This window comes from Ruegeria sp. HKCCD7296 (assembly GCF_013110775.1).
GTDB lineage: Bacteria > Pseudomonadota > Alphaproteobacteria > Rhodobacterales > Rhodobacteraceae > Ruegeria.
Map to the genome: position 1 here is coordinate 1 of NZ_WVRF01000006.1, position 22548 is coordinate 22548.

The following is a 22548-nucleotide window of genomic DNA, read 5'->3' on the forward strand; positions in this document are numbered from 1 at the left end:
GCTCGTCAGGCTCATAACCTGAAGGTCAGAGGTTCAAATCCTCTCCCCGCAACCAAAATCCAAACAGCCCGGTCGATCTACAAAAAATCCACCGGATCAATTGCTTAACGTCTTAACACCGTCAGCCTCGTAACACGAAGCTCAGAGGTGCAAACCCTAATCACGTAAACAAATCTAGCGAATTGTCGTCGTTAAGAATGCCCGTCTCATCGACGGGCTTTGCTTTTTTTAACCATGGCGATCAAATTGCCCCGTATTTCCGGGACATAAACGCAGATAACTTCTCTGCAACAGAAGAAATGTAACGTTCAGCAGCAATCTGGGGTTCCTGCCAAATCGCTGACTTGATCGATCTGTGAGTGACTACCCGAGCCAACACTGGTCCTTTTGACCTATTGGACAGCGTGGGTCGAAGACGGGGTGTTTCATTTCCGTGAGGACCCAAACGAACGGGATGCTCGAATCCTTAAAGCTTTGGATCTCTGGGCATGAAATGCCTAGAGCGTTACCTTCATATTTGTGAACCAACCTGCCAGCAGGCTTGGCGATCTCAAAATTGCAGATAGACTGAACAATGTAACGACGACAGGGAAGCGAATGAGGACCTGGTTATTTAGAATAATAGGCACAGTCGCATTTCTGGCATTCGCAGCAGTCGCTTTTGTTTGGCTGTTGCTTGCGGCTCCAATGTTCTCGGATATGCGGCGTGAACTTGTAGAACAGGTTCTTTCGGAACAAATCAACCGACCACTATTGGTCAACGACGATGTGCGCATCGCGGCGGGCCGCATTACCCACATTTATGTCGGCGGCGTGGTGATCCCAAGCCTTTCAATGGAAGATACCTCACTTGCAGAGTTAAATCGGCTGGAATTGGAGTTGGATATTGCCGCTTTGGCCAATGGGCGCCTTCACTTTGACAATCTGGTTGTAGATGGCCTGCAAGCAAATTTTCTAACTGCGGCTGATGGCACGACAAGCTGGCTCAAGGGCCATTCAGCACCAAATTCTGAACCCGAAAGCATCGCGGCAGAAGAAACTCTGGAAACGTCGATAGAGGTTCGCGAGTCCGATGACGAAGGCGCGGAAAACAAAGGCATCTTTACGTTTTTGAGCGACAAGAACGTGAGCTTTACGTCCATCGGATTGAACATAGATGACCAGGCTTCGGGGTTTGCCTTTGTTTTCGACCTCCAATCTCTTGCCCTGGAACAATTGTATGGCGGGCAGAACACAAGGGTTTCGGGGACGGGCTCTGTCAACGGTCAGGGTTTCGAAATCGAAGGCGACTACCCTCGCGGCGCGCCGTTTACGACGCACGCCAGTTTTGGGGAAATGACGGTAAGCTACGATGGTCAGCCATTGGCGGAAGACGAAGGTGGCGGTTATCGCGCGGTCTTGGAGATGGACACCGGTGAATTTGGCGATTTTCTCGAAGTCGTTGGGTTAGATCGTGTTCTGGAAGGCAACGGCCAGTTTCAGGCAGAGCTTGTGTCCCAGGATGCGCTCAAGATCGAAAGCTTTGCGACCACCATAAATCTTGAGGATGGACAGAAACTCGAAGCTGAGGGTTCGATAGATGACCTTTACACCGCTCAGGGCGTCGATCTGATCTTTGATGCCCGCCTTCACCCTGAGGGACAGCCGCCGAGCGCGGCAAAGAGCTTCCAGGACCTGAAGTTCTCGGGGTTTGAGATGCACATGGTGGGATCTCTGGCGTCTTTCGAGTTCGAGAAACTACTGTTTAAAACCAACGCATTCGACCAGGGGCTGGACGTGATTGGGCCAGCATCCATCGAAAGCATACGTCGCATGCCCGACGGTCGCCTGGCCATGCTGGGCATTGCGCTACAAGCCGGACCGATCGAGGAGCCGGTCCTGAAAGCCGAAGGTGAAATCCTCGATCTGCTCCAACTTCAGGACGTAACTTTTGATGGTATGCTCGACGGGCCCGCTAAACTGATATTACCGAACCTAGATGAAGGCTTTGTCGACCAGTTCGGCGGCATCAAGGCCGATTTCAACATATCCAATGCGGGCGGGCCGGTTTCACTCAATAGGTTTAATGCTACCAACTATGGCACCGATCTCTGGGCGCTTGATCTCGCACTATCTGTCAACGAGCTAAAAGGGCTGGCCGGTCTCGATTTCGACGTGAAACTGGACGTCAACGACAGCGCCCAGTTTCTCACCGCACTCAACCTGCAACCCATCGAGATTGGCGCAATGGCTATCGATGCTGAAACCTCCAGGCAGGGTGAGGACTTTGATGCCGCAATCAAGTTCGAAGCCGGGTCTTCCGATCTTCTTGCGGCTTTGGATGCGCGGTTTCCCGAAGGTGCATCCGTCGTCCGTGGCAACATTACGAGCGAGAGGCTCGATCTCAACGACCTGAAGAACCTGACCGCCGTGCTGGACCAACTGAAAGGCCTGGTAGGCGAGGCCTCACAAGAACCTGAACCCGAAGTTCAGCCTCTGGTTTTGCCCAAGGAGACAGACGTTCAGCCCTTGGTGTTGCCAAAGGAGAAAGGGAAACCTGCCGATCTTTTGGATGTACAACGTGTACTGAAAGAGGCTGATGTTGAGGTGCAGATCGATTTCAAAGAGATTGTAGGCCAGCAAGGCGTAACATCTGTTTCAAGCCAATTGTCTGCCAAAGACGGAACCGTGGATTTCGGACCTCTTCAGATGGCTTATGGTGGCGGAAACTTCAGCCTGCGGGCGGTGATGGATCTGATTGACTCACCTGATTGGCTTTCGTTGTCAGGATCAACCTCGGGATGGGAATTCGGTGAAATCCTTGATGAACTGGGGATTGGTATTGATGCCTACGGGCGTTTGAGTGGTGAGTTCAACGTTTCTGGTAGCACCGCCTCGGGCAAGGCCTTCGTCAACTCGATGCGCGGCAATGCGTCTTTGTCGATGTCTCAAGGCTATATCAGCACCAGCCTATTGGAACTGGCTGGGCTGGGCATATTCCCGTGGCTGTTTTCAGAGGAGTTCAGACAAGGCTACACCGACATCACTTGTGTGGTAGCCCCGGTTGATATTCAGGCCGGGCGGGTCAGTTCAAACTCCATCGTCATTGAAACGGGATCGGTTCAATTGGTGGCCAGGGGACAAGTGGACTGGCTGAACGATAGCATAGCGATCAGAGCAGAGCCCCGTCGCGTTGGCAAACCGCTATCCCGAAGCGCGTGGCCCTTTGATGTGACTGGCCAGCTTTCGTCGCCAAAGTTCAAACTGGACGTGGGTGGGTCAAGGAACAAGGCCCCGGAAGGCGCTGATGCTATGCCTGTCGACAGGCAACCCTGTGTGCCGGACATCAATCAATTGCAATAGCAGGACGCGACCTAGTTCTTTAATGGTTCAGGCTGCTCGGCCTGACATGTCAGAACCGCCTCGATGGCTTTTGCAGACCCGCTGAGATCAAGCTCTATCTCGGTCCCGCTTTCGCCAATAATCGTGACGCTTTGACGCTTTCCGAATTCAGTTACAAACGCCGGGTTGTCGAAAAAGGCGTAGCCACCGGGCACACCATTCTTGAAGACACCCACCGCTTCGCCTTCGAATCTCGCATCACCAAAATCGAACTGTACGATCCCGGTCGCCCCGTCCTCGATTTGAACCCAGGCGGGATTGTAGGCCGCAAAGAACCCGCCAGCCTGATTGGGCGCTGCGCCAATTTCAACGGTCATGTCACCTTCAAACGGTTTCCACGCAAGGCAGCCGTTGCCCTTTTCGGGATCAATCAGGATTGTCCAATCGCCGGATTCACCCCACCGTTCCATACCAGCTGCTTGAATTAAGCTTGCATAACACAAAGCCAATGTTGTCAGCACATACCTGTACATTCTGAACCCCAAACAGTTTTGAAGGTTAATCCATCCTACCGATACGGGAAGATCAATCAAACGATATGGAAGAGTCTTCAGGAGACAAGCCAACGAACCGAAACCGTTGTGTTGTAAACACGCTCGTCCCCAATTGCCACGATGACATTCAATTTTGGCTCCGTGAACGTACAAGGTCAGGAGATGTTGGCCGACCACTATAGCGTCGCCATGCGGCTAGAACAGGACAGCGAAGCCAAGGTCACAGTCTTTCAATGCGCCAATCCGGAACCTTTCGTCTGCACCTACGACACCGAGCTTCTCAAAGACATATCGACCGAGGCGGTATCACGCGAAGACGCTCAGCTATTGGACCTTAAATTGGTTTGCGAGCGGATCAACAATGTGCCGATGGCCGCCATCGCAAAACCGGAAGAGTTCTTGATTAGCGCAGCGTATCTCAGCATGATCCTAAGATGTCGGCTGAAATAGACCAGTGGTTAAATGATCTCGACCTGAGCCAGTACGCAGATGTTTTTGCGGAGAACGATATTGATGCGCGTGTTTTACCACTACTGTCTGGCGACGATTTAAAAGAGCTCGGGGTGAGCCTTGGTCATCGCAAGATCATCCTCGCTGCAATTCACGAACGCGCCGATCAACAGCACGTAACCTCGTCATCACAAGCAGCTCGTGAACAAGCGCCCACCTCAGATAATGCGCAAAGTGATGATCTGCTTAAACGGAAGCATAGTGAACCGGTCACTGCAGAGAGGCGTCACGTAACGGTTTTGTTTGCCGATCTGGTCGGTTCGACGGAACTCACCAATCGGCTTGATCCCGAAGACATGCGGGGCTTGCTGCAGAACTACCAAGACGCCGTTGCCGGAGCCGTCAGTCGGTATGGCGGCTACGTTGCAAAATATCTGGGAGACGGTCTTCTTGTGTTTTTTGGCTGGCCGAGGGCTTACGAAGATCACGCAATTCGGGCGATAAAAGCCGGTCTGGAATCTGTTCGGCGCGTCGGGGAACTCAATACACCGGACGGAGAGCGCTTGTCGGTGAGGCTGGGTGTTGCAAGCGGCGATGTAGTGGTCGGCGACACCATCGGCGAAAATACATATGAAGAAGGGGCTATGACTGGCCCGGTCGTCAATCTTGCGGCGCGGATTCAGGAACATGCAGAGCCAAACTCGGTCGTATTGTCCGTGGAGGAAACCGAGACAGCCTTGCATCGGATATTTGAATTTCAACCCCTTGGGAAGACAGAGCTAAAAGGTTTTGCTGAACCACGTACTCTGTTGAAAGTGGTGTCTGAGCGCAGTGCGGAAAGCCGGTTTCGAGCTTCACATCGCGATGATGCCGCCAGCGCGATGATTGGCCGCGACTACGAAAAAGGGATACTACTGCAATCATGGCAACGTGCTCAGAATGGTCACGGAGAGGTTGTTCTGCTGTCTGGTGAACCCGGGATTGGAAAATCGCGACTTACAGAAGAATTTCTTGCTGACATCGCCGCAAGCGACCTAGCCGATGTCATAAGACTGAACTGTTCCCCTTATCTCAGCAGTAGCCCCTTTCATCCGGTTGCCCAACGAATTTCCCAGGACGCTGGGGTCGAACCGGGGTTCGACGACAATCTGATCCTTGAACATGTTCGGAATATGCTTGAAGGGCGGCGCGGGCTGGACTGGGAACAAGTTCTGCCTGTCTTTGCAGCGTTGGTCGCACCTCGTAGTGCGCTCGCCCAAAAGGTGCTCGAGATGTCACCGCAGGAGCAGCGCGACATAACAATCCAAACTTTGATCCACACCGTGCAAGTGCGATCAAGCGTGCGCCCGGTTATTCTGTGCGTCGAAGATGCTCATTGGATCGATCCTTCCACCCAAGCTTTGTTGGAGCGGTTTAAATCGATCTGCACCGATCTTCCTCTGATGATCCTGATAACCCACAGACCCGGGTGGGAACTGGCTCGAGACGACGGGGACACGCACGTTCAGTCCCTGGTATTGCGCCGGTTCGATTCTCTGCATGTCTCAAACCTTGTCGAAAACATTACAGGCAAGAAACCGGATGACGCCCTGATTGCTACGATCATTGAAAAGACCGACGGTGTACCTTTGTTCGTGGAAGAGCTGACCCGAGCGATTGTCGAGGCGGGAGAGCACGGGCAAATCCACATACCGTCGTCTTTGAAAGGCGCGTTGATGGCGCGTCTCGACGCGGTTTCACCTGAGGCAAAACAAGTCGCACTTACAGGTTCTGTAATTGGCCGAGAATTTGAGCCGAGCATATTGAATGCGGCGATGCGCATTGCGGATTCTGATATCAACAAATGCCTCGAAGAGCTTTCTCGAACCGGCATAATCTTCGAAAGCGGTCACAATCGTGGGCATTTTGTATTCCGTCATGCCCTTATTCGCGATACCGCCTATCAGTCCATGCTGAGCTCGACCCGAAAACAGCAACATGCAGACGTGGCGCGTGCGTTGATACGAACACGGTCCGCTGAGATCGAGCGACGCCCCGAACTGGTCGCCCGCCACCTTTCAGAAGCTGAGGATTGGGGGGCTGCGTTCGAAAAATGGCAGATTGCGACAGAAATGGCGTTGGCGCGATCTGCCAGCCAGGAAGCGATGACCAACGCTAAGGAAACTCTACGAGCTGCTGAAAACCTAGGCTCAGACTCTGATTCAGAATTGATCAAAAGCAAGATCCTGGTTGGTCGCAGCCATGACAGCCTGGGCCAATTGCCCGAAGGGATAGCGGTTCTGAAGGACGCTTCCAACGCAGCCCGGGCCTTGCATAACGTAGAGCTGGCCGCTGACGCGGCCAACCACTTCGCTGACTCATGTATGATGTCCAGCGAAAGGCACGGTGAGGCAATTGATCTCTGCGATAGTGCTCTGAGTGACTTGCCCGATGATGATGAAGTCCGCCGGTGTAGATTGATGAGCCAACTTGCGCGCGCCCACATGTTCGTCGGTCAGTTCTCCGAAGGTGCGCGTTTCGGCCAGCAGTCCATGGAACTGGCCGCAAAACTGGGTGATTATAAATCCCAGTTCTCGGTAATGATGATGCATTTCGGGGCCCCATTCGTTGCGCGGAAGGGAAGAGAAGCCCACCATTGGCGCGAAAATCTGGAGGCTATGCACGGTGTGGCCGAGCATCTTGGTAGCATCGATCAAGGGCGGGATCGCACTCTGAGCTTGTTTGTAGGCGCCGAGATGGCCGACCGAGAGTTGATGGACCATTCTTTGGGTTTGCTTACAGAGATTTCGGAAAAGGACAATCATCTGCAGCTCTATTGGGTTCAGAAACACGCACGCGCGATGGTTGCAATTATGGACGGCGATTTTGAGCAAGCTGAAAAACACGCCACCGAAGCGGTAAAAATTGGCCGAAAGACCCATGGGGAACATGTTGAGGGCGTCTTTGGAGTTCAGATGTTCACCATTCGCCGCGAGCAAAACCGACTGCACGAGGTTGCGCCTGTGATTAAGCAACTGATGACAGACAGCCCCGAAGACATTTCATGGAAGCCCGGTTTTGGTCTTATCGCTGCTGAGCTTGGATACAAAGAACCGGCCGAACGAATACTGAATGAAATGGCTGCCAATGGCTTCGATCTTCCACCAGACGCCATGTATTCAACGACTTTGTCCTATCTGGCCGACATATGTGTCGCCATTCAGCATCAAGAACACGCCAAGACGCTCTATAAAATGCTTGCTCCTTACGAAGAACTGACGATCACCGCTGGGGCCACGACAGTATGCACTGGCGCAGCTGCGCGACGCCTCGGAAGTCTGGGTACGGTTCTGAAGGACTGGGATGTGGCTGAGACGATGTTCCAGAAGGCAATAGAAATTGACACGCGCATGAAATGCCCTCCTTGGGTCGCGCACAGCAAGACGGCATATGCTACTGCACTAAGACAACGCGGCCGCCCGGCTGATGTGGAACAGGCGTTTCAACTGGAAGGGGAAGCGTTGGCAATTTCACAGAAATTGAGTATGGTTTCCCTAAGGTCAAAGCTCGAAGGAGTAGCGAGTTAAGGTAAAAAATCTGGTCTGGGGGACTTCATGCCAAGGTACATAATTGAAAGAAATTTTGCCGAGCAACTAAACGTTACAGACGATGACAAAATTCACATCAAAGAGATCAATGACGAAGTCGGCGTCGAGTGGATTTTTTCGTTTCTCAGTGCAGATAAGCGCAAAACCTACTGCTTGTATGAAGCCCCGGATGAGGAAAGCCTGAGAAAGGCGGCCGAACGCCTGAACATTCCCGCCGACGTGATAACACCTGTGGATCGCATCGACCCGGGAATTTTTGCCTGACCTGCAACATTATTTTCCCAATTCAGTGAAACGCCTTCGCGGGACCACGCGACGGAAAAAAATCGACTGAGGCAGCGCTGCAAGAAGCCCGACCTGACAATAGGGAGGCTTACGCATGTTTGATCTGAAAACACTCGACGGTGGTACGGCAACAGTGGAGCAAGACGCGTTGGGCGCTCTTGATGCAGCGCTTCGTGGCGGGGTTTATCAGAAGGGCTCCCCTGAATATGAGGATGCAAGAACAACGTGGAACAGCATGTTCGAACGTTACCCAGGCTTCGTAATCCGCGCGCTGGGGGCCAGTGACGTGCAGAAGGCCGTGAACTTTGTTAGGGACGCCGGCCTCGTTATGTCTGTTCGCTCTGGTGGACATCAGATTGCTGGTCACGCTGTTGCAGATGAAACTGTGATGCTCGATCTGTCCCAGATGCGATCTGTTCACGTCGATCCTATCAACAAGACCGCTCGGGTTGCGCCGGGAGCACTGCTCGGAGACGTAGATCGCGAAACTCAAGCACATGGACTTGTTGTTCCCGTTGGCATCAATTCTACTACGGGCATCGCAGGCCTTACCCTTGGCGGCGGCTTTGGATGGACCACTCGGAAATTTGGCATGACGATCGACAACCTGCTCTCAGCGGAGGTCGTGACCGCGGACGGTGCCTTTGTAACCGCCTCGCCCGCAAGCCACCCTGAACTTTTCTGGGCCATCCGCGGTGGGGGTGGGAACTTCGGTGTTGTGACCTCATTCGAGTTCCAGCTGCATGAACTCGGACCCGATGTTTTGTCTGGCCTCATTGTTCATCCTATAGAGAAAGCGCCAGAGCTTCTGGCCGAATTCGCCACCATTGCAGACAATTCCCCGGATGAGCTGACCGTTTGGAGCGTGATGCGAAAAGCGCCTCCTCTGCCTTTCCTGCCGGCTGAGTGGCATGGGCACGAGGTGCTGATCTTTGCAGCCTGCTACAGCGGACCGATGGACGAAGGTGAAAAAGCCATGACGGCATTGCGCGCGCTTGGTGAACCTATTGTCGATGTGATCTCGCCCCATAAGTTCGTAGATTGGCAGGCCGCCTTCGACCCGTTGTTGACACCAGGTGCCAGGAATTACTGGAAAAGCCACGATTTCGATGCACTTTCTTCGGACGCAATCTCAGGACTTCTGAAAGCGATTTCCAGTCTTCCAGACCCGGCGTGTGAAGTCTTTATTGCCCATGTGGGTGGCGCAATGGCACGTGTTCAGGCCGGTTCGACCGCCTATCCCCAAAGATCCGCCCATTTCATCATGAATGTTCACACGCGTTGGGAAGACCCCGGCAAGGATGCCGAATGTATTGATTGGGCGCGAGAGCTTTACGACCAGATGCAACCGCACGCGAGCCGAAGTGCATATGTCAACTTCATGCCCGAAGACGAAGCGGACCACATGGCCGGAGCATATGGTGACAACGGTGAGAAGCTTTCCAAGATCAAGGGCAACTATGACCCCGACAACTTGTTCAGGGTGAACCACAATATCTTGCCTACGTGATGGAATTCAGAACTACTTAAACTGATCCAGATTGATGTTGGGCATCTTGCCTTACTACCTGCGGCTTTTCTTGTTGCTTAATTGTCAATCCAAGTGGGTTCTCCAGCCGGTGATCGCACCGGTGGTGATGCACATGCATCGTCGCAGTTTCAGTAAGCAAAGCTAAGAAACTCAACATGTGGATGTGTCAGACTTGGTACGGAGCGGTCGGTCAGTCCGATTTGTGTGAACGACTACTGTGGGGCAAGAATGTCGACACATTGGGTCAAGGTGTTGAACAGCCGGGAGCATCGCAAATTTGGCGATGGCTGCTATCGGGAGCAGAACCAAATTTGGTCAGCTTCATCGCCGCAAGGCCGTTGCGAGTCCACAAGGGGCGCCATTCTTGACCCTTGGTCCATTTTTTCGCCAATGTCGACGAAGTTGTATTTTTGGGGGAGCTTCTGCATGACTCTGTTTTATCCAATAATCCTGCTGTTGCTGTCTTTTCTGGTCGGCACTACCGCCTCAGCTCAGGACAAGCCGAATATCGTTTTCATATTTCTTGATAACTTCGGTTGGGGTGAACCGGGATTTAACGGTGGCGGCATAATCCGTGGAACGGCCACTCCTGAAATGGACGCGCTGGCCGCTGAGGGATTGAGGCTTACAAACTTCAATGTTGAAAGTCAGTGCACTCCCTCTCGCGCAGCAACCATGACGGGGCGCTATGGCATCAGAAGCGGTAACCATACAGTCCCTCTGGGCGGCGGTGTCTACGGTCTGACTCAATGGGAGATCACTATGGCCGAGATGCTCAAGGACGCATGATATAACACGGCCATGTATGGAAAATGGCACCTCGGCTGGACTGAAGGGCGCTATCCCACGAACCAGGGTTTCGGTGTGTTTTACGGTGTTGAGACTACTGATGTAACCGTTTGGCGCTCGCTCCCGGGCTTTGCCGACGCAAACATGGAAGAACCTGTTGTCATGCAGGGTGTTGCGGGCAAACCTGCGACTGTGGCGCGGGACTACGACCTGGACTATCGCGGCGAGATAGACGGTGACCTGACAAAGAAGGCTATCCGTTTCATCGAAGACAAGAGCAAGGAAGAGGCGCCGTTTTTCGTTTATCTTGCCTACACTCAAACACACTATCCAAATATCGTGTCCAAAGAGTTTGACGGAGCCACTGGGAAAGGCGTTTGGGCGGACATATTGCGGCAGACAGACACCTACATCGGTCGGATAGTCGATGCGCTTGAAAGTGCGGGCATTTCAGACAACACGGTGGTGATCTTTACTGCTGACAACGGCCCTGAAGCTCTGCCGGTTGGAAACGCCAACGTGTCACCGGTCCCGGCGGTGCATGGTACGGCCGGGCCATGGCGGGGCACTCTCTTCACCAGCCTTGAAGGCAGCATGCGCGTGCCATTCGCGATTAAGTGGCCTGGAAAGATTCCCGCAGGTTCAGAAAGCAACGATATCGTCCACTCGATGGACCTCTACCCAACACTTGCAGCGTTTGCAGGTGGCAAGGTGCCTGACGACAGAGCCTTTGATGGCATCGATCAATCCGGGTTCTTTCTGGGTGCCCAGCCAAACTCGAACCGAGAAGGCGTGATCGTTTACATGGGGGAACAGATTTTTGGCGTCAAATGGAAGGATTGGAAGGTTCTTTTCAAAGAGAATACGACGGCCTTCGGAGCGACAGAGTCCTTCGACACGCCAAGGGTCTACAATCTTTTGAACGATCCACATGAGCGTGAAAGCGTACTTTTTCCGCACACATGGGCGGCCGAAAAGGCACTGCCTCAATTGCAGGAACACATCGCTACGTTCGAGAAATACCCACCAATCCCTCCAGGGGCGCCAGACCCTTATAAACCGCATGAAAACTGAACGGCAGCTTTGCTCGGTGGGTTCAATGGATCCACGCAACACCTCAACTTGTGACCAAGAATGGAGTGTTTGGCTGGGTTATAGCACTCGCAGCGCTCGGCATTTACAGGCTATGAGGCTCGAACCTAAATCAGACCACCAATAGCCCCAAAATAACATGGCGACGGACACTAACTGCACTGATTGCCAGACTTGAAATTGGCCGGTATTTCGCCGTTCTGGAAATTTTGATCGTCTATTTCCCGATCAGGATAGCGTGTTCCCGTTCTATTACCTCTTCCCAATTGCCTTGTTCTTTCAGGCCGGTCGAAGAGTCACCCATTAACGATGTGACCATAAGCCGTCCGCGTGATTTCGCGTCTTCAACTGAAAACCCGGCTTGTTCAAACATCCATGCGGCGAATCGGAAGCGTTTGCCGATGGTTCTTTGATACGTTGCTTTCACTTTTTGATCAGTGTTCGCCCAGACTGAAACGGCGTGATCAGGCACGGCTGCATTTTCTTCAATGACCTTCTTCATGAGTAGGAGAATGCGGTCTTCAGGTGAGCCTTCAAACGCTTTTGCTTTTTCGATCACATTGTCCGTCAACTCTTGCTCCCAATATCTGAGCACTTCGTCCAAAAGCTCCCGGACATTTTTGAAATGCCAGTAGAAGCTGCCGCTGGTCAGGTTCAGTCGCTTTGCCATTGGCACGATCTTTATCGCGGAAACGCCGCCCTCGTTGAGGACTTTGTATGCCAGCAAAATCCAATCCTCTTTGGTTGCAGCGTTTCGAGGTGACGCTCGGGTGACAGTTTCGGACATTCAGATTTTAGCGTTCTTTGTTTGACATAGAGCAGTCTATGGGAGTACCGTAGATAAGTCTATGGTGAACCAGGAGTTCACGATATCGTGTTCTCCGAAGCGCCTAGCAAAGTAGGGGGGATCAATGAATAGCATCACAAAATCCGCAACCTATACGTTTCTCGCGTTAAGTCTCACTTTGGCTGGCTCCGCCTTGGCGCAAAACGCATTGCCGACCGGTCGAAGCGCCTCTGAAATCGAAAACGGTGTCTATCCCGCATCGTACTTCCCAAACACCGAAATCCTTGCTGAGGATGAGATGCGTATCACGGCATTGGGGACCGGGATGCCAAACCAAACCAAGGCGGCCGTTTCGATTTCGTTTTATGTCGAACTTGGGAACGGCGAAGTTTTTCTGTTTGATGTTGGAACTGGTGCCACCGGAAACTTATTTTCGCTGCGACCGGATTTTGCCAAGATCGACAAGGTTTTCTTCAGCCATTTGCATGTCGACCATGTTGGAGACTTCATGGGTCTGCATGTTGGGGGGTGGCTGTCGGGAAGATACACTCCGCTCCGCATCTTCGGCCCGTCTGGATCAGAAGATGAACTGGGCACCAAAGCCTATGTTGAGGGCATGTCAAAAGCCTATGCTTGGGATCTGGCCACACGTACGGGAGCGCTGCCGGATGATGGCGCCAAGCTTGAAGTCACTGAATTCGATTACATGCAGGAAAACGAGATCGTTTATCAGGAGAACGACGTCACGATCCGGTCCTGGCCTGCGATCCACAGCTTAGATGGCTCGGTGAGTTATTCTTTGGAATGGAATGGACTGAAATACGTCTTCGGCGGAGATACTTACCCGAACAAATGGTATGTCGAATATGCCAAAGGAGCGGACATCGCTTCTCATGAGGCGTTTCTTCCACCTGATGCACTGGCCCCGTACTTTGGCTGGGATATGAAACAGGCGACCTATGTTGCCACCCGCGTTCATACCGAACCCGCGGCCTTTGGCAAAGTGATGTCCGCGGTCGAACCGCGTATGGCGCTGGGCTATCACTCTGTTCTTTCGCCCGAAAACTACCAGGCGATTTTGGAAGGCGTCCGTTCGACGTACGATGGACCACTCACGCTTGCACGGGATCTTCAGGTGATCAACGTGACCAAAGACCAGATCGTTGTTCGGGAAGCGAGTGTTGACGACTATGTGCTACCACCATCTGTGAGCGACGAGTACATCAATGCCCCGCGTTCAAAAGAAAAAGAACCGTCAGACAAAGTCAAAGCGGGCAAATGGGAGGGTTACACGCCACCGCCAATGCCGGATCAATAACTAGGTAGGCGAAGCGGTCTTGCCCGGCTGTATGTGAAACTGGGAAATCTTATAAAGCCACGGGTTGCGTCCGGTTCAAGTTGCGCGGGTGCTATTGTCGCCAAGGCTTGTGAAACCAGCCCAGAGACTGCGGAGCCTATGTCCATTTTCAGTCATTGCGGTATGTCGTCGGCCCAAATCGGTTTGCTCGGAAGGGCACTAAGGTAGGATCGCGCGTAGAACTGTGGGCATTGTTGAATTTCGAGGGTGAATAACATTCAAGTTTGGCGGTATCTGAATCGACAACTGCTGGTGCTCGGTTTTTTTGCCGCTAGCACGCAGACTGTTTTGGCAGATGTAGTTCTATTCAACGGGTCCGAGGTCGCACCCAACATCGCCATCTTTCATGTCACAGAGGATGGCGTTTATTTGGATCTTGAAATCTACGTCGACGATGTCTCGCTTTTTGCAGGTTTGTTACCCCAGCGATGGGTGCCAGATCATGGGGGAAATGGGCGTCGTCTGAAGCAAAGTCCTGAACACGATGAAAGCCTGGGTCTGTCAGTTATTATAGGTGATGGGCCGGCGCTTTCGCCTGAGATCAGAAAAGTGGAATACAGAAGGCGTATAGACCGTGCGTCGCCGCTTGCGGGTCAGCGTGATCCGTTCTCTGGCCAAATTGTTCCCAGTCCGCCAACCGATCCACGCGTCTTGTTCGTCAACGTGTTCTACCCGTTTCTGTCCCCAAACCCCAAAACGCTGACTATTCTGCCACCGTCGCGGGAAGGTGAACCGCTTGCGACCATCGGTATGCAGGTCTTTGATCGGGACGTTCCGGTCACGGATTTCAAGTTCCTTTCAAAACCGGCAGAATTGAAAATTCACTGGGCTGATCCTTGGTATTCCCGGTTCTCCGCTAAAAACCTGAATCGAAAAAACCAGGATGGGACATCGACCTTTCTATATATTGAGCCGCGGGAAGTTCGGCATGAAACCCTGATCCGATTGCACGAATTGGCACCTTGGATTGATGAAACAGTCGGGGTGGGCGATAAGCTTTCGCCACAACACGGCGCAAAGATTACAAAAAGGGCCGCAAAACTTTTGTCGTCGCGTAATGCGGTGTCCATCGATGGAAAACCCGCTCAGCCGGCAATAGCAACGGCAGAGCTTTTGACGCTAACGTCAAAGGGTTTTCAGGTTGTCGAACCCGGAAAGGAAGTGTCCTCGAACAATGCATTTGTTGGAGCGATCCTATCTTTTCCTTTGGCGGACCTTCCTGAACACGTGACGGTCACATGGGACATGTTTGATGAAAAGATTTCCCGTGTTGCAACGATTTCCAACGACGTTGCCGGACCATTTTTCGGGGCGGTGACCCCTGTGGACCCGAAATTCCACTGGCAAAACCACCTACTGAAATATGAAAGAAAATCGGTCTCGCAAATACCCGTAGTACGGCCAGAAGAGTCAAGGCCCGGGCTAGCTTGGGCTACAGGGATCATTAGCGCCGTATCGCTGCTTTTGGTGCTGGCAGGCACAGGAAAAGTCCTAAAACGCGTCAGTCTTGCAGTCTTGATTTTCGCTGTCCCGGCAACCGTCTATTTCTCTGGATCTTTTACGGCATTGGCCTGGCGGAACGCGTCGCCTCCCGATCCGCAGACTGCGGCAGGCATTTTGCGTTCGATGATCGAGAATTTGAACACAGTGAATTTGGAAACGACGCCGACCGCGAGAAAGGCAGAACTGACGCCAATTGTAACTGCGGCGTCTTTGGACGACATCGCAGCAGAGATTGAACGGGGCCTCACGATCCGCACGCCGGGGGGCAGCCTCGCCGCAGCAACTGATATTGGCAGTCCAGAATTGGAGCGTCTCGATCCGATCTCTGAACCGGGCGGCTTTCAGACGTTGGTTAAATGGTCGGTGCAGGCAGAAGGGGGCCATTGGGGGCACGCCCACATACGTGCTGTAACGTTTCGGGCGCTGATCGAGATCGTGCCGGAAGCCGGTCAATGGAAACTGAATGGACTAACTGTAATCGAGGCTCGCGATCCAAATGCGTAAGTGTCTAAGACAAAAACACTGTGCTTTAGGCATCTTGGTTGTCACCTTGCTTTTGTCTCTGGCTCTATCTGCCTCGGCGCATTTTCTACTGAACCTCAACGTTCGAATTTCGCATATCGAGCATACCGAGGACGGCTTGCGAATCTACATGCGTACGCCCATGCCCTATTTGGTTGCGGATAAGCTTGGCAACACCGACGGCGATGCCCTGCCGGAAGCTGCACCATTTACGACAAATGCCATGCGTGATGGTCAATTGGTCCACTTTGTCGACTTGCAGACTTTTATGAACGATCCCAAAGGATTGGGGCAATTGGCCGAGGACGGCTTGCATCTGTCGATCGATCATCAGCGTCTCAGGGGAATGGTTGAGGCAATTCGCTTGCATCGGGTAGGAAATGAGCCCGGATTTGCGACTTTGGACGAAGCTCAAAGAGCCGTTGAATTTGAAACAGACCTTGCGCCACCGCTCTACGTCGGTGACACGATTGTCGATCTTGTCCTGAACTACAAGAGTGACCGCCCAGTCCAATCATACAGCATTGCCAATGTGCTGGACCCCGGCCTGCCGGGTCAGGATCAAACGGCCAACCTCATTCTCGACTACGCATCTGAAACACCACAGATTTTCCGCTCTCGGGGCCTGATGATCGAGCCTTTGGAGATCAAGCAAGCAGGGTACGGAGGTTTTCTGAGTTTTGTCTGGGAAGGTATCCGTCATATCCTGGAAGGGTTGGATCATGTTCTGTTTGTTGTGTGTCTGGTCATCGGCGCTCAGACACTCAGAGCGTTATTGTTGCGCGCAACCGGATTTACTGTCGGGCATAGCATCACGTTGTCTCTTGGCTTTTTCGGGTTTGTACCATCAGGCGCGTGGTTTGTTCCCGCCGTCGAAACCGGAATCGCGATTTCAATCGTTATTGCGGCCGCCGCTGCGTTCATGAGCAACGCGAAGTCTGAGGCCAAAATGGTCCTGCTGACCTCGCTTATTGGTCTGTTGCACGGGCTGGGTTTCAGCTTTGTGCTGCACAAGATTTTGCAAGTTACATCACCAGACATCTGGCAGAGCCTGCTTGCTTTCAATCTTGGCGTTGAGATTGGCCAGGTCGCCATCATTCTAGCGTTATGGCCCGCGCTAGTAATTTGCCACCGCATGAATGCCAGTTTGTGGATGTCGACACGTGTGGGCTTGGCAGTGGGATGCGCAGCCATCGCCTGCTATTGGACCGTCCAGCGAATTGCCGAGGTATATTCTGCGATAACCTGAATTCTATGCGATGATCCGTGCAGTGCTGATTGGCTGACGCAAAAAAGCGAGCGTTTAGCTGCGCCCCTGCACAGACCGAAATGGCGGGTTACATTTGTGGTGGATGGCGGAGACGAAGGGATTCGAACCCTCGAGACGGTTTCCCGCCTACTCCCTTAGCAGGGGAGCGCCTTCGACCACTCGGCCACGTCTCCGCCGACGGGTATATCCTTGCAAACGCTGGAAATACAAGGCCATTTGTCGACGGTTTGACAGTTTTCTTCAAATTCCCGGAAATCCTTGAAATAGAACAGGTTCAAGGCAGTACGCGTTGAAATTGGACACGTATCACTCCCAGAATTTCAACATCTGAGAAGCACAGGCATGTCAGGATTCGCGTTTAAGGCACCGGAAGTGAGGTTTGGGCCACGCGAAACCTGCGGGTCAAAGGTTTTGCCGAAAACGCCAGTTAGGGGGGATCAATCCGGTTCAAAGGCGTAAAGGCCAAGTTGATGCCGCCGGCGATGGAAACGTTCGACCCGTTCAACAATCTCGTCGCTGGAAACGGCGATCACAAATGACAGCAGAGTTTCAAGCAATGCTATGGTCGAAACGGAGGAAGGGAAGAATTGGGGCGTGTCTGCGGACACAACAAAACCGTGATGCGCGTTCAGTATCACAGGGCTTGCCGGGCTGTCCGAGATCCCCACAACGGTCAGTCCCTGTTGCCGCGCCAGTTTGATCGCCTCAATCACTTCCGTGCGGTAAGGATGGCAGGTGATGGCGATCAATACGTCCTGTTCATCAGCCCAAGCCAAATCGTCAACCGGTGTTGATCCCGGGCGAGGAATAGCGTGGAATTGCTTCATCCCTGTGGACGCCAGGTAGGTGAAATTGCGTGCGTTCGAATTGTTGACGCCCACCCCCAAAGTGAAAATCTGCCGGCAGTTCCAAATGTCTTCTGCCGCTTTCTTCAGGCGGTCGGCATCAATTCCGGCAAAGGTTTCTTCAATGTTGCGGATCGCTGCGCCAACCATGTCAGCATAAAGCGTGCCCAGTTCCCCAGATTTGCCGATGTCCTGCAACCAGCGGGCACGGTCAGGAAAAGAGGCTTGCCCCTTGCGAATAGCGTCGCGAAAGGGTTCCCGAAAATCGTCATACCCGTCAAAGCCGACCTGCCGCGCCATCCGCACAAATGTGTTGGGTTTAACTTTGGCGGCCTCTGCTATTTCACGGACGGTCGAAACCCCCACATCTGTTGGGTTTTCCAACACATAACGCGCGGCTTTTTGCGCCTCTGGCGTTAGGGCGTTCCATTCTTCAGTCAGGCGGTTCAGAACGGTTTGTGATATGTTTGTGTCATTCATGATTGACGATGGTACAAATGTGAAATTAGCGTGTCGAGCAGAAACGCGACTCGGAATGAGGAACGACCATGCCCGCGCACAAAACGCCACCTCCAGTGTCTGCGATGGCTGCAGCTTGTCGGTGCTTTGATCAGAACATGACGTGGGTTGAAGGCGGATACAATGGTGCTTGCGCGTTGCTCCTAGGGGAGGGCCAAGCGCGTTGTGAGGCGCGCGTTGACCGGACATTTCTGAAAGCGGGCAAGACACTGACAGTGTTGTCCTGTCCTAACGCATTGGTGGAGAACGCTAAATGAGCTTGCCTGAAACAATGAAGGCTATGGTTACGATGGGCCATGGCGGGCTGGAACAGATGGTCCTGCACGAAAATTGGCCGCGTCCTGAACCGGCGACTGGAGAAGTGTTGATCAAGGTTGGGGCCTGCGGCTTGAACAACACCGACGTTAACACGCGATCTGGCTGGTACTCCAAGACTGTGACCGATGCCACAACCGGCGGCGCGTTTGAAGAGGTTGGCGAAGAAGACCCTACTTGGGGTGGCAACCCAATAACTTTCCCACGAATTCAGGGGGCTGACATTTGCGGGCACATTGTAGCTGTTGGCGAAGGGGTCGACCCCCGGCGCGTGGGTGAGCGTGTGATTACCGACGGTTGGCTGCGTGATTCCGCTGATCCCGGCAACATGGACAAGGCCGGTTATTTTGGTTCGGAACGCGATGGTGGGTTCGCTGAATACGCGACGACCCTTGCGGTCAATGCTGTGCCGATTTCCTCGGATCTGTCGGATGCAGAGCTGGCAACGTTCTCTTGTTCCTACTCTACCGCCGAAGGAATGTTGACCCGAGCCAATGTGAACGACAAAGACACCGTGCTGGTGCCCGGAGCATCGGGCGGTGTGGGCGGCGCGTTGGTGCAATTGGCCAAGCGGCGCGGTGCGCGGGTCATCGCGATGGCATCTGAAGCGAAGCATCCCGCTGTGGCGGCGCTTGGTCCCGATAAGGTTCTACCTCGGGCGCCTGAAAACCTGCGCACGGCGTTGGGTGACGAAAAGATCACCGTGGTCGCCGATGTGGTCGGTGGTCCCTATTGGGCGCACTTGATCGATATTTTAGAACGCGGCGGACGTTACACCTGCTCAGGTGCAATTGCTGGACCGATGGTCGAGTTTGACCTGCGCACCTTTTATCTGCGCGACCTGACTTTTACGGGTTCGACCGTGATTGACCCGCAGGTGATGACGAACCTTGTGAGTTACATTGAGGCCGGTGAAATCAAACCGGCTTTGGCAGCGACATATCCGTTGGAGGAGTTGCGTGAGGCACAAGCTGCCTTCATCGCCAAAGAGCACACCGGAAACATAGTGGTGATTCCATGACACTGGACAGCGTTTTGGAGGCCGCGCGGCATGTACATCAGGCACATCCTGACCTGTCGGCCTTTGGCGCATGGCCTTCTGATCTGTCTGTTGCGATGTCAGAGCCAAGTCATGTTCCTGCGGCGGATCTGGTGCGGGACTGCGACTTTCGGGGGAGCGATCTGACTCAGCCGTTGATCGACGCAGTCAAGGCAACCACTCATCTGGCCCATTGGAAACAGACATACACAGAGGAAGAGGTCGGCGCGGATTTTCTCAGCCGGTATGGCTATTACGAGCTGTTTGGCCCAACCGGCCATTTTCATTCAACTCAGCTGCGTGGCTATATCGGGTATTGGGGGGCTGGGCTGATCTATGACTGGCACAGCCATCAAGCCGAAGAAATCTATCTGACGCTGGCTGGTGGCGCGGTGTTCAAGGTTGAGAGTGATGCGGCTTTTGTTGGTCCCAACCAGACACGTCTGCATTCCAGTTGGCAAAGCCATGCCATGGTCACAACGGATCAACCGATCCTGACCTTTGTGCTGTGGCGCGGTGAGGGCATGGGAGATCTACCCAGAATGGATGCGCAATGAAGATCACACGAATTCGGGTTTATCAGACAGGGCTGCCCTATGTCGGTGGTGCTTATGTCTGGGGCGCCGGAAACGCTATCAAAACGGCCATCGCCTCGGTCGTGGTTATGGATACTGACGCGGGTATTCAGGGCTGTGGCGAGTTCACGCCGTGTGGCGAAAACTATATGGTCGCGCATTCCGAGGGCGTAACAGCCCTGGCGCGGCTTGTTGCCCCGAAACTGTTGGGTGAAGACCCGCGTCAGGTCGGACGGATCGAACAGTTGATGGATCAACTGGTTCAGGGCCATGGGTATGCCAAGTCTCCTTTCGATGCAGCCTGCTGGGACATTTTGGGTAAGGCGTGTGATCAGCCGCTTTGGATGTTGCTGGGCGGCAAGCTGACCGACGGTGCGCCGATGTACCGGGTGGCCCCGCAGAAAGCGGTGGATGAAACGGTAGCCGAGATGAATGTCTATCGCGATCAGGGCTACCGCCAGTTTCAGGTCAAGGTCGGGGGTGACTGGGCCACGGACATCGATCGGATACGGACGACTGTTCCGCTGTTGGAGCCGGACGAAAAAGCGATGGCCGATGCCAATCAGGGGTGGCGTGTTGACAATGCAATTCGGGTGGCGCGCGCGACGCGCGACCTGGATTTCATCCTCGAACAACCCTGTCGTACCTACGAGGAATGCCAACAGGTGCGCCGTGTGGCCGAGCAACCAATGAAACTGGATGAATGTGTAACAGGCATCCAAATGGCGCAGCGGATTGTTGCGGATCGTGGGGCCGAGATCTGTTGTCTGAAGATCTCGAATCTTGGCGGCATCAGCAAAGCGCGGCGTGTGCGGGATTATCTGATAGACAACCGCATCCCCGTTGTCAGCGAAGACACGTGGGGGGGCGAAATCACGACGTCTGTGGTGGCACATTTTGCTGCCTCAACCCCGCCCGAATATCTGCAGAACACAACTGATCTGATGAACTACAACACTCGATCAACCGGCATCGGTGGACCGACGGCCCGAGACGGGAAGCTTTATGCAACCGACACGCCGGGTTTGGGCGTGGCACCTGACTTTGAAAGCCTCGGTGCGCCGGTGGCGGAGTACACACTATGAAGATCAAGTCCATTACCGTCTATCAGGTGGACCTGCCGTTGGAGCACCCCTATTGGCTGTCTGGCGGGCGGCTGAAGTTCGAAACGCTCGATGCGACGATTGTGAAGATCGAAACCGCCTCCGGTCTAGTCGGCTGGGGCGAAGGCACCCCTTGGGGGCACACCTATGTTCCTGCCCACGGGCCAGGCATTCGCGCTGGTATCGAAACGATGGCACCTTTCATTCTGGGTCTCGATCCGCGCAAGGTGCTGGACGTGGAACGGGCGATGGATCTGGCATTGCCCGGGCATCTTTACGCCAAAAGCCCGATCGATATGGCTTGTTGGGATATTGCAGGTCAGGCCGCAGGTCTGCCCATTGCCGATCTTATGGGCGGTGGGTCGCGCACACCGCGCCCGATTGCCTCGTCGGTAGGAGCGAAGACTGTCGAAGAAACCCGCGAAGTGATGGAACGCTATCGCAGCCGGGGTTACATTGCGCATTCGGTCAAAATTGGTGGTAACGTGGAACGCGATATCGCTCGGGTCCGCGATGTGGAAAGCATCCGGCGACCGGGCGAGATTGTCCTCTATGACGTCAATCGGGGTTGGTCTCGTCAGCAAGCCCTGCGGGTGATGAGCGCTTGCGAAGATCTGAACGTGATGTTCGAACAGCCCGGCGAGACGCTGGACGATATTGCGGCAATCTCGGGGCTGCATGCCTCGCCTGTGTCCGTGGATGAAACTCTGGTGACTTTGCAGGATGCAGCCCGGATCGCCCGCGATGGTATTGCCGAAATTTTCGGGATCAAGCTGAACCGAGTTGGTGGACTGACCAAGGCGGCTCGGATGCGGGATATCGCGCTGGCCCATGGTATCGATATGTTTGTGATGGCCACCGGCGGCACGGTTCTGGCCGATACCGAGGCGCTGCATCTGGCGGCCACCATCCCGGATGACAATTGCCACGCAGTCTGGGCGTGTCAGGATATGATCACGGTCGATATTGCGGGCGGTCGTGGCCCGCGCAATATTGATGGTCACCTGCACCTGCCCGAAACCCCGGGACTGGGTGTGCATCCGGACGAAAATGCGCTTGGCACCCCGGTCGCAGTTTATCGATAAACACTGAACACATTGAAGT

Annotated in this window: 15 protein-coding genes, 1 tRNA gene and 1 pseudogene; 13 read left to right on the forward strand and 4 right to left on the reverse strand. The window is 53.8% G+C overall.

Features of this window, described 5'->3' with window-relative positions; genetic code table 11:
* The first annotated feature begins 597 nt into the window (after positions 1–597).
* Positions 598–3342, forward strand: coding sequence for an AsmA family protein (locus GS632_RS09995; protein ID WP_171721825.1), 2745 nt, complete (start codon positions 598–600; stop codon positions 3340–3342).
* Between the two features lie 11 nt (positions 3343–3353).
* Here GS632_RS09995 and GS632_RS10000 read toward each other — a convergent pair whose 3' ends face one another.
* The gene (locus GS632_RS10000; protein WP_171178917.1) at positions 3354–3854 is read right to left on the reverse strand and encodes a hypothetical protein; all 501 of its coding nucleotides are present in this window, start codon (positions 3852–3854) and stop codon (positions 3354–3356) included.
* A gap of 141 nt (positions 3855–3995) precedes the next feature.
* Here GS632_RS10000 and GS632_RS10005 point away from each other — a divergent pair, with 141 nt between their 5' ends.
* The 5 genes and pseudogenes from GS632_RS10005 to GS632_RS10025 all read left to right on the forward strand — a co-directional run bounded on the left by GS632_RS10005 (position 3996) and on the right by GS632_RS10025 (position 11591).
* On the forward strand, positions 3996–4325 hold the full coding sequence (locus tag GS632_RS10005; RefSeq protein ID WP_216599114.1) for a hypothetical protein: 330 nt from the start codon (positions 3996–3998) through the stop codon (positions 4323–4325).
* The gene (locus tag GS632_RS10010; protein WP_171721824.1) at positions 4310–7891 is read left to right on the forward strand and encodes an adenylate/guanylate cyclase domain-containing protein; all 3582 of its coding nucleotides are present in this window, start codon (positions 4310–4312) and stop codon (positions 7889–7891) included. The genes GS632_RS10005 and GS632_RS10010 overlap by 16 nt, the downstream gene beginning before the upstream one ends.
* Positions 7892–7918: 27 nt before the next feature.
* The gene (locus tag GS632_RS10015) at positions 7919–8176 is read left to right on the forward strand and encodes a DUF4242 domain-containing protein (RefSeq protein ID WP_171092613.1); all 258 of its coding nucleotides are present in this window, start codon (positions 7919–7921) and stop codon (positions 8174–8176) included.
* Between the two features lie 115 nt (positions 8177–8291).
* Positions 8292–9707 (forward strand): FAD-binding oxidoreductase, encoded by a 1416-nt coding sequence (locus GS632_RS10020; RefSeq protein ID WP_171721823.1) that lies wholly within the window; start codon positions 8292–8294, stop codon positions 9705–9707.
* Positions 9708–10154: 447 nt separating this feature from the next.
* Positions 10155–11591 (forward strand): annotated as a pseudogene (locus GS632_RS10025) (arylsulfatase).
* A 235-nt stretch (positions 11592–11826) separates the two neighbouring features.
* Here GS632_RS10025 and GS632_RS10030 read toward each other — a convergent pair.
* A complete protein-coding gene (locus tag GS632_RS10030) occupies positions 11827–12396 on the reverse strand; it encodes a TetR/AcrR family transcriptional regulator (RefSeq protein WP_171721822.1) in 570 nt (189 codons plus the stop codon).
* A 124-nt stretch (positions 12397–12520) separates the two neighbouring features.
* On the opposite strand from GS632_RS10030, the gene gntH reads away from it, so the two are divergent.
* The 3 genes from gntH (at position 12521) to GS632_RS10045 (ending at position 17027) form a co-directional block, all read left to right on the forward strand.
* Complete coding sequence (gntH, locus tag GS632_RS10035; RefSeq protein WP_171235030.1) at positions 12521–13714, forward strand: guanitoxin biosynthesis MBL fold metallo-hydrolase GntH; 1194 nt, start codon at positions 12521–12523, stop codon at positions 13712–13714.
* A gap of 1284 nt (positions 13715–14998) precedes the next feature.
* The gene (locus GS632_RS10040; protein ID WP_171728248.1) at positions 14999–15760 is read left to right on the forward strand and encodes a hypothetical protein; all 762 of its coding nucleotides are present in this window, start codon (positions 14999–15001) and stop codon (positions 15758–15760) included.
* 46 nt (positions 15761–15806) lie between these two features.
* Positions 15807–17027: a HupE/UreJ family protein gene (locus GS632_RS10045; RefSeq protein WP_171721820.1), complete on the forward strand. Its 1221-nt coding sequence runs from the start codon at positions 15807–15809 to the stop codon at positions 17025–17027.
* A 104-nt stretch (positions 17028–17131) separates the two neighbouring features.
* On the opposite strand, the gene GS632_RS10050 is transcribed toward GS632_RS10045, so the two are convergent.
* Positions 17132–17221, reverse strand: a tRNA-Ser gene (locus GS632_RS10050).
* Positions 17222–17485: 264 nt separating this feature from the next.
* A complete protein-coding gene (locus GS632_RS10055; RefSeq protein WP_171178948.1) occupies positions 17486–18373 on the reverse strand; it encodes a MurR/RpiR family transcriptional regulator in 888 nt (295 codons plus the stop codon).
* A gap of 292 nt (positions 18374–18665) precedes the next feature.
* On the opposite strand from GS632_RS10055, the gene GS632_RS10060 reads away from it, so the two are divergent.
* The 4 genes from GS632_RS10060 to GS632_RS10075 are packed head-to-tail and all read left to right on the forward strand — an operon-like array spanning position 18666 to position 22529.
* Complete coding sequence (locus GS632_RS10060; RefSeq protein WP_245223239.1) at positions 18666–19748, forward strand: alcohol dehydrogenase family protein; 1083 nt, start codon at positions 18666–18668, stop codon at positions 19746–19748.
* Positions 19745–20323 carry a dimethylsulfonioproprionate lyase family protein gene (locus GS632_RS10065; RefSeq protein ID WP_171178950.1) on the forward strand — a complete coding sequence of 193 codons (579 nt, stop codon included), beginning with the start codon at positions 19745–19747 and terminating at the stop codon, positions 20321–20323. Before GS632_RS10060 ends, GS632_RS10065 begins: the two co-directional genes overlap by 4 nt.
* Positions 20320–21426, forward strand: coding sequence for a mandelate racemase/muconate lactonizing enzyme family protein (locus GS632_RS10070; RefSeq protein WP_171721819.1), 1107 nt, complete (start codon positions 20320–20322; stop codon positions 21424–21426). Before GS632_RS10065 ends, GS632_RS10070 begins: the two co-directional genes overlap by 4 nt.
* A complete protein-coding gene (locus GS632_RS10075) occupies positions 21423–22529 on the forward strand; it encodes a mandelate racemase/muconate lactonizing enzyme family protein (RefSeq protein WP_171721818.1) in 1107 nt (368 codons plus the stop codon). The genes GS632_RS10070 and GS632_RS10075 overlap by 4 nt, the downstream gene beginning before the upstream one ends.
* Positions 22530–22548: the final 19 nt, after the last annotated feature.

Coding starts and splice junctions, on each gene's coding strand:
- GS632_RS09995 (WP_171721825.1), top strand. CDS start 598: ATGAGGACCTGGTTATTTAGAATAATAGGCACAGTCGCATTTCTGGCA.
- GS632_RS10000 (WP_171178917.1), bottom strand. CDS start 3,854: ATGTACAGGTATGTGCTGACAACATTGGCTTTGTGTTATGCAAGCTTA.
- GS632_RS10005 (WP_216599114.1), top strand. CDS start 3,996: ATGACATTCAATTTTGGCTCCGTGAACGTACAAGGTCAGGAGATGTTG.
- GS632_RS10010 (WP_171721824.1), top strand. CDS start 4,310: ATGTCGGCTGAAATAGACCAGTGGTTAAATGATCTCGACCTGAGCCAG.
- GS632_RS10015 (WP_171092613.1), top strand. CDS start 7,919: ATGCCAAGGTACATAATTGAAAGAAATTTTGCCGAGCAACTAAACGTT.
- GS632_RS10020 (WP_171721823.1), top strand. CDS start 8,292: ATGTTTGATCTGAAAACACTCGACGGTGGTACGGCAACAGTGGAGCAA.
- GS632_RS10030 (WP_171721822.1), bottom strand. CDS start 12,396: ATGTCCGAAACTGTCACCCGAGCGTCACCTCGAAACGCTGCAACCAAA.
- gntH (WP_171235030.1), top strand. CDS start 12,521: ATGAATAGCATCACAAAATCCGCAACCTATACGTTTCTCGCGTTAAGT.
- GS632_RS10040 (WP_171728248.1), top strand. CDS start 14,999: ATGTTTGATGAAAAGATTTCCCGTGTTGCAACGATTTCCAACGACGTT.
- GS632_RS10055 (WP_171178948.1), bottom strand. CDS start 18,373: ATGAATGACACAAACATATCACAAACCGTTCTGAACCGCCTGACTGAA.
- GS632_RS10060 (WP_245223239.1), top strand. CDS start 18,666: ATGAGCTTGCCTGAAACAATGAAGGCTATGGTTACGATGGGCCATGGC.
- GS632_RS10065 (WP_171178950.1), top strand. CDS start 19,745: ATGACACTGGACAGCGTTTTGGAGGCCGCGCGGCATGTACATCAGGCA.
- GS632_RS10070 (WP_171721819.1), top strand. CDS start 20,320: ATGAAGATCACACGAATTCGGGTTTATCAGACAGGGCTGCCCTATGTC.
- GS632_RS10075 (WP_171721818.1), top strand. CDS start 21,423: ATGAAGATCAAGTCCATTACCGTCTATCAGGTGGACCTGCCGTTGGAG.